Raw genomic sequence first — 310 nt, 5'->3', positions numbered from 1 at the left:
AATAGAAAGTTCCAAGTCGGTAGCTTGCAAGATAATGCGATCCTGCGTGGTCTCAATAAGAACACCGGCCAAAACCGGCAGGGTAGACCGCGTGGAGACGCCCTTTGCCACAATGGAAAGCGCGTTAGCTAATTCGGTGCGGTTGATGCTGAATTTCAAAGGCGTCCCTTTCTCGCTGGGGGATAAGAGCACTGAATAATGCTTAGTTAGGTATCGGGACGCTATTATAGCGTCTCCCTTCGTTGAATAATTCTTCCACTTATCCCCAAAAAGTCTTTTTGTTTTTGGGGATAAGGTGGAAAACTCCCTC

Annotated in this window: 1 pseudogene; it reads right to left on the bottom strand. The window is 47.4% G+C overall.

Annotation, left to right across the window (positions count from 1 at the left end):
- Positions 1-192, bottom strand: a pseudogene (locus PZH32_RS12480) (hypothetical protein); the annotation flags it as partial.
- Between the last annotated feature and the right edge of the window lie 118 nt (positions 193-310).

Origin of the sequence: Adlercreutzia equolifaciens (genome assembly GCF_029076695.1) — a bacterium.
In the GTDB taxonomy this organism is placed as follows: domain Bacteria; phylum Actinomycetota; class Coriobacteriia; order Coriobacteriales; family Eggerthellaceae; genus Adlercreutzia; species Adlercreutzia equolifaciens_A.
This window is presented reverse-complemented; position numbering and strand designations above follow the sequence as displayed.